8 protein-coding genes are annotated in these 5,998 nt (G+C 77.0%); 4 read left to right on the top strand and 4 right to left on the bottom strand.

Annotated features, from left to right (window positions below; genetic code table 11):
• Positions 1-91: 91 nt before the first annotated feature.
• Positions 92-418, bottom strand: a complete 327-nt coding sequence (locus HGCM_RS07600) for a DMT family transporter (protein WP_026075332.1) — start codon at positions 416-418, stop codon at positions 92-94.
• A gap of 118 nt (positions 419-536) precedes the next feature.
• On the opposite strand from HGCM_RS07600, the gene HGCM_RS07595 reads away from it, so the two are divergent.
• The gene (locus HGCM_RS07595) at positions 537-1,538 is read left to right on the top strand and encodes a 1,4-dihydroxy-2-naphthoyl-CoA synthase (RefSeq protein ID WP_019136253.1); all 1,002 of its coding nucleotides are present in this window, start codon (positions 537-539) and stop codon (positions 1,536-1,538) included.
• A gap of 44 nt (positions 1,539-1,582) precedes the next feature.
• On the opposite strand, the gene HGCM_RS20065 is transcribed toward HGCM_RS07595, so the two are convergent.
• Both HGCM_RS20065 and HGCM_RS07585 read right to left on the bottom strand, forming a co-directional pair.
• Entirely contained in the window at positions 1,583-1,855 is a 273-nt protein-coding gene (locus tag HGCM_RS20065; protein ID WP_019136252.1) for a hypothetical protein, read from the bottom strand.
• Positions 1,856-1,979: 124 nt separating this feature from the next.
• Positions 1,980-3,056: a DUF3048 domain-containing protein gene (locus tag HGCM_RS07585; RefSeq protein ID WP_246119444.1), complete on the bottom strand. Its 1,077-nt coding sequence runs from the start codon at positions 3,054-3,056 to the stop codon at positions 1,980-1,982.
• Positions 3,057-3,249: 193 nt separating this feature from the next.
• Here HGCM_RS07585 and menE point away from each other — a divergent pair, with 193 nt between their 5' ends.
• Both menE and HGCM_RS07575 read left to right on the top strand, forming a co-directional pair.
• Positions 3,250-4,476, top strand: coding sequence for an o-succinylbenzoate--CoA ligase (menE, locus tag HGCM_RS07580; protein ID WP_019136250.1), 1,227 nt, complete (start codon positions 3,250-3,252; stop codon positions 4,474-4,476).
• Positions 4,473-5,342 (top strand): 1,4-dihydroxy-2-naphthoate polyprenyltransferase, encoded by an 870-nt coding sequence (locus HGCM_RS07575; protein WP_019136249.1) that lies wholly within the window; start codon positions 4,473-4,475, stop codon positions 5,340-5,342. The genes menE and HGCM_RS07575 overlap by 4 nt, the downstream gene beginning before the upstream one ends.
• 4 nt (positions 5,343-5,346) lie before the next feature.
• Here the strand turns inward: HGCM_RS07575 and HGCM_RS07570 are convergent, their stop codons facing one another.
• A complete protein-coding gene (locus HGCM_RS07570; protein WP_019136248.1) occupies positions 5,347-5,676 on the bottom strand; it encodes a DUF4229 domain-containing protein in 330 nt (109 codons plus the stop codon).
• A 105-nt stretch (positions 5,677-5,781) separates the two neighbouring features.
• Between HGCM_RS07570 and HGCM_RS17460 the strand changes: the two genes are divergently transcribed.
• Positions 5,782-5,998, top strand: a 217-nt coding sequence (locus HGCM_RS17460; RefSeq protein WP_019136247.1) for a PLDc N-terminal domain-containing protein, incomplete at its 3' end; no start/stop codon positions are given.

The following is a 5,998-nucleotide window of genomic DNA, read 5'->3' as shown; positions in this document are numbered from 1 at the left end:
TCGACCAGCTCGTCGCGCCGGCGGCGGCCGCGGGCCGTGCGCACCGGCGCGGTGCCGCGCTCCGCCGGCTCGCGCTCCGGGGGCGCGCCCATCAGTGCGCCCCGCCGCCCGCCAGGTTGAGGCCCACGACGCCCGCGATGATGAGGAGGATCGACACGACCTTGAGCACCGTGACGGGCTCGTCGAGGAACGCCATCGCGAGGACCGCGGTGGTGACGGCCCCGATGCCGACCCAGACCGCGTACGCCGTGCCGACCGGCAGGGTGCGCAGCGCGATCGCGAGCCCGCCCATGCTGGCGGCCAGACCGGCCACGAAGACGACGCTCGGCCACAGCCGCGTGAAGCCGTTCGACTCCTTGAGGGCGAGTGCCCAGACCGCCTCGAGCAGCCCGGACACCACGAGGACCATCCATGCCATGGCAGCGACCTCCACGCCGGGCGGGGCCCGGCAGCGGCGCACCGGGTGGCAGGTCCCGCCGTCGCGCGCCGTTCTGGTACGAGCGTACCAGAACGGCGTCGCCGCGTAGGGTGGGCGCGTGCCGACGACGCCCGCGACCACGCCCGCCACGCCCGAGCCGCCCCTGCCCCGTCAGGTCTCGGACACGTTCGACCCCCGGCGCTGGCGGACCGTCGAGGGCTTCGAGGACCTCACGGACCTCACGTACCACCGCGGCGTGGCACGCCCGAGCCCGGAGCAGGCGGCCGAGGGCGCCGGCTGGCGCGACCTGCCCGTGGTGCGCGTCGCGTTCGACCGCCCCGAGGTGCGCAACGCGTTCCGGCCGCACACCGTCGACGAGCTGTTCCGCGTCCTCGACCACGCGCGCACGACGTCCGACGTCGGCACGGTGCTCCTCACGGGCAACGGGCCCAGCCCCAAGGACGGCGTGTGGGCGTTCTGCTCCGGCGGCGACCAGCGCATCCGGGGCCGTGACGGCTACCGGTACGCCGAGGGCGAGACCGCGGAGTCGGTCGACCCGGCCCGGGCGGGGCGGCTGCACATCCTCGAGGTGCAGCGGCTCATGCGGACGATGCCGAAGGTCGTCGTCGCGCTCGTCAACGGCTGGGCCGCCGGCGGCGGCCACTCGCTGCACGTCGTCGCGGACCTCACCGTCGCGAGCCGCGAGCACGCCCGCTTCATGCAGACCGACGCCAACGTCGGCTCGTTCGACGGCGGCTACGGCTCGGCGCTGCTGGCCCGGCAGGTCGGTCAGAAGCGCGCCCGGGAGATCTTCTTCCTGGCCCGCGAGTACTCCGCCGAGGAGGCGTACGCATGGGGCGCCGTCAACGACGTCGTCGACCACGCGACGATCGAGGAGGTCGGGCTGGAGTACGCCCGCGTCATCGCGACGAAGTCGCCGCAGGCGATCCGGATGCTCAAGTTCGCGTTCAACCTCGCCGACGACGGGCTGGCCGGGCAGCAGGTGTTCGCGGGCGAGGCCACGCGCCTCGCCTACATGACCGACGAAGCGGTCGAGGGGCGCGACGCGTTCCTGCAGCGGCGCGAGCCCGACTGGTCCGGCTTCCCGTACGCCTACTGAGGCCGCCGCCGGCCCCGGAGCCGGGTGGGCGTCCGGACGGCGCGTCAGCCGTGCATCGACCAGGCGACGACGTCCAGCAGCTGCGACGCGACGAGCGCGACGCCGACGACGAGGCCGAGCAGCACGAGGCCGGCCGCCACGACGGCGCCGAGCGAGCGGGTGTCGTGCTCGACGACCCCCGGCAGCTCCGGCGCGGACGGCTCGGCGTCCGGGGCGGGCGGCGTGGCGTCGTGCGTGCGCTCGCGCCGCGCACGGGAGGCCGCCGGCAGCGCCGGGCGGGCGAAGGACGGACGGTGCGTGGGCAGGTGCGTGGTCATGGCACCAGGCTCGCCGGGAGCGGCCCGGTGCCGCGTCGGCCGCCGGTCGCGACGTCCGCGTCAGCCGGTCATCCCCGAGGATGCCGGCCGTGGGTCGGGGTCATCCTCCGGGCGGAGACGTCGGTCAGCTGACGGTGACGGACCCGTCGCCCTGCGGCACCAGCTCCACCCAGGTGTTGCCCGGGGCGAGCGTGGCCGGCTTCCCGCCGGGCAGGAAGAGCCGCAGCGGCGCGCCCGGCGAGGACTTCTTCCACACCACGGTGACCGTCTTGCCGCCCTGCGCGATCATCCCCTTGCCCTGGCCGACGAGCCGGTACGTGGGCACCGCCGCGCCGCCCTGGGCGTTGTACCCCGAGTCCGGGTGGCGGGCCACGATCGACACGACGTTCACCGCGGACAGCCGCTTGCCGCTCATCGCCTTCGACGGCGTCGAGCCCTCGGAGCGCAGCCACGTGCGGCTCCTGGCGTCCCACGACCACGTCGGCTTGGCGGCGCTGGACAGCGAGAAGGCGAGCTTCTTCGCGGCCTTGCCCTCGGACGCCGCGGCCGCCTCGTCCGCCGAGCGCGCGAACAGGAACTGCTCGCCCGGCGGCACGTCGCGCGAGCCGTTCGCCTGCTTCCAGAGCGTCTTCGGGTTCGCGTAGACGTTGTGCGGCGCGGGGCGGGCCGACGAACGGTACATGCCGTCGACGCCGAGGTCGTTGCTGAGGATCTGCGCGCTCGAGCGGGCCTTGGCGACGATCCCGCCCTGGCCGCCCGAGAACGCGAGGAGCCCCTGCAGCGGCTGGACGATCAGCGGGTCCATGGGCCGCACCGAGCGGATGGGGCCGATCTCCTTCGGCACCTGGGACTGGAAGACGGCGACCAGCCGCGAGACCTGGAACTCGACCACGGTCTCCCACACCACGTCCGCCTGCTCGAGGCCGGTCTGCGGCCGCGCGGCCGAGGTGTTCTCGACCTTCACGGCGAGCGCGGGTCGCTTGGCCGGCTTCCCCTCGACGCCCGTGAGCGGGTGGACGGCCGGCGGCTTCGGCGGCGTCGGCGCCGCCGTCTTCGTCGCCGTGACCGTCGGGGCGACCGTCACGTCGGGCGTCGGGGGCGGCGTCTGCGGGCTCGAGCAGGCCGCGAGCGCCGTCACGAGCGCCCCCGCCGTCACGGTCGCCCACCGCCGCCGCAGCGTCGTCGTCCGGCTCGTCCTCACCACGTCTGTCCGCCTCTGTCCCGGCGGGCCCGCCCCTCGCGGCCCGCGTTGCCCGGACAGGGTGCCACGGCCGCGGCGCCCGGGCGCAATCGGCCACGCGACGTTCACCGGACGTGCATCTCACGACCTCCGCCGGGCCCGCCGGTGCCGGCGCGGCGCGATCGGGGGGCACCGTCCGCCTAGGCTCGTGCCCGTGGACCGGTCCGTGCGCGTGCTCCCCGCCCGCCTCGACCGGGTCGACGAGGTGAGGGCGGCCGTGGCGACGGCGCTGGGCGGCGACGCCCCGCTGGAGCTCGTCGCCCCGACGGGCTCCGCGGCCGACGCGTCGGCCCCGCCCCTGCGGGTCCCCGCCGGCACCGCCCTCGTGGTCCGCACCTCGGGCTCCACCGGCGAGCCCCAGCCCGTCGCCCTGGGGGCGCACGCGCTGCGCGCCTCGGCCGCGGCGACCGCGGCCCGCCTGGGCGGCGGCGGCCGGTGGCTCCTCGCCCTGCCGCTGGAGCACGTCGCCGGCGCGCAGGTGATGGTGCGCTCGGTGCTCGCGGGCACGGTCCCCGTCGTGCTCGAGCCCCCGTTCCGCCCCGACCGCTTCGTGGCCGCAACGGCGCGCCTCGGCGCGGGCCGCCGGCTCACGTCCCTCGTCCCGACCCAGCTGGCCCGGCTGCTGGGCGACCCGGACGCGGTAGCGGCGCTGCGCACCTTCGACGCCGTGCTCGTGGGCGGGGCCGCCACGCCCGGTCCGCTGCTGGACGCCCTGCGGGCGGCCGGCGTGCGGCTCGTCACGACCTACGGCATGACGGAGACGTGCGGCGGGTGCGTGTACGACGGCGTGCCGCTCGACGGCGTCCGCGTGCGGGTCGACGACGACGGCCGCGTGCTGCTGACGGGCGACGTGCTGGCGAGCGGGCACGTCGGCCGGCCCGACCTGGACGACGAGGCGTTCGTGCGGCTCGACGGCGAGCGCTGGCTGCGCACCCGCGACCGCGGCAGCTGGGCCGGCGGCCGGCTCGCGGTGCACGGGCGCCTCGACGACGTGCTCGTGACGGGCGGGGAGAAGGTCGCCCCGGCCGCGGTCGAGGACGTCCTCGCGAGCGTGCCCGGCGTGACGGAGTCGTGCGTCGTCGGGGTCCCCGACGACGAGTGGGGGCAGGCCGTCGTGGCCGTCGTCGTCCCCGGCGCCGCGGAGCCCGACGAGGACGCGCTCCGCGCCGCCGTGCGGGAGCGGCTCGGGCGCGCCGCCGTGCCGCGGCGGGTGGTGCTCGTCGACGCGCTGCCGCTGCGCCCCTCCGGCAAGGTCGACCGCACGGCCGCGGCCCGCCTCGCGGCGCGGGCGGCCGCAGCGCCCGTGCCGTCGTCCTCGCCCGGCGGCTCGACCAGGAACCCCACCGCCGACCCGACCCCCACCGACGGGAGCCCCACGTGACGACCCTCTCCGACTGGGTGGCGGGCGCCCGCCCGCGGACCCTGCCCGCCGCCGCCGCCCCCGTGCTCGTCGGGACCGGCGCGGCGGCGCAGCTCGGCTCCGAGCACCTCGGGGCCGCGGCCCTCGCGCTCGGGCTCGCGCTGGCGCTCCAGGTGGGCGTCAACTACGCGAACGACTACTCCGACGGGGTGCGCGGCACGGACGTCGACCGGGTCGGGCCGATGCGGCTCACCGCCTCGGGCACGGCACGCCCGGGGCACGTCAAGGCAGCGGCGTTCGGCGCGTTCGGGGTCGCCGCGCTGCTCGGCATCGCGCTCGTCGCGCTGTCCGGCCAGTGGTGGCTGCTGGCGATCGGCGCCCTGTGCATCGTCGCGGCGTGGTTCTACACCGGCGGCCGGCGGCCCTACGGCTACCGGGGGCTCGGCGAGGTGGCGGTGTTCGTCTTCTTCGGCCTCGTCGCGGTGCTGGGCACCACGTACACGCAGGCGGGCCGCCTCTCGGGTCCGGCGTACCTGGGCGCCGTCGCCGTCGGGCTCCTGGCCTGCGCGCTGCTCATGGCGAACAACCTGCGGGACGTGCCGACCGACGCGCTCGTCGGCAAGCGGACCCTCGCGGTGCGGCTGGGCGAGCGGCGCGCGCGCCAGCTCTACGGCGCGTTCGTCATCCTGCCCGTCGTGCTCGGCGCCGCGTGCGCGGCGTGGGCGCCGTGGTGCCTGCTCGTGCTGATCCTGCTCGCACCGGCCGTGATCCTCGCGGTCGTCGTGCGGCTGGGGGCGAGCGGCCGCGCGCTCGTGCCGGTCCTCGCGTTCACCGGGCAGCTGGAGCTCGCGTTCGGCGTGCTCCTGGCGATCGGGCTCTGGGTCTAGCGCGTCAGCGCGCGTCCCCGCCGGCCGGCCCCTGGCGGCCCTCGTCCGGGCGCGCGGCGGCGGGCTCGTCGCGCAGCGCCGCGTCGACGGCCGCGTCCTCGAGGGCCGCGTCCTCGTCGGTCGCCGTGCCGCGGTGCGGGCGGCCCTCGGAGCGCCGCTGCACGTACGCCGCCGCGGCGTCGCGCTGGCGCCCGAGCAGCACGTAGCCGAGCGCGTAGCCCAGCAGGACCCCGACGACGGGGGCCAGCCACGAGCGCATGCCGGCGAACCAGACGCCCGCCGTCGCGAGCGCGAACAGGGCGAGGCGCAGCAGGGTGTAGGTCACGACGGGCACCCCCTCAGGATAGGTCGGCCGGAGCGCGTCCCGTCCCGCTCCGGCGGTCCGCGCGGGACCCGCGGCGACCGGGCGGCCCCCAGGCGGCGCGTCTACCCTGGAGGCGTGCGCAACCTCCTGTACCTGCTGTACCTCGGTCTCGTGGTCTACACGGTGATCGACGTGTGGGGCAGCGACGAGGACGACCGCCTGGGCGGCCCCCGGTTCGCGTGGATCGCGCTCATCGTCGTGGTGCCGGTCATCGGCCCCGCGGTCTGGCTCGTCGTCAGCCGCTCGCGCCGCGCGGCCCGCGCGCAGGCCGGCCAGGGCCCCGGCGCGCCGG

Origin of the sequence: Cellulomonas massiliensis JC225 (assembly GCF_000312005.1) — a bacterium.
Classification (GTDB): Bacteria; Actinomycetota; Actinomycetes; order Actinomycetales; family Cellulomonadaceae; genus Cellulomonas; species Cellulomonas massiliensis.
This window is presented reverse-complemented; position numbering and strand designations above follow the sequence as displayed.

Coding starts and splice junctions, on each gene's coding strand:
- HGCM_RS20065 (WP_019136252.1), bottom strand. CDS start 1,855: ATGACCACGCACCTGCCCACGCACCGTCCGTCCTTCGCCCGCCCGGCG.
- HGCM_RS07600 (WP_026075332.1), bottom strand. CDS start 418: ATGGCATGGATGGTCCTCGTGGTGTCCGGGCTGCTCGAGGCGGTCTGG.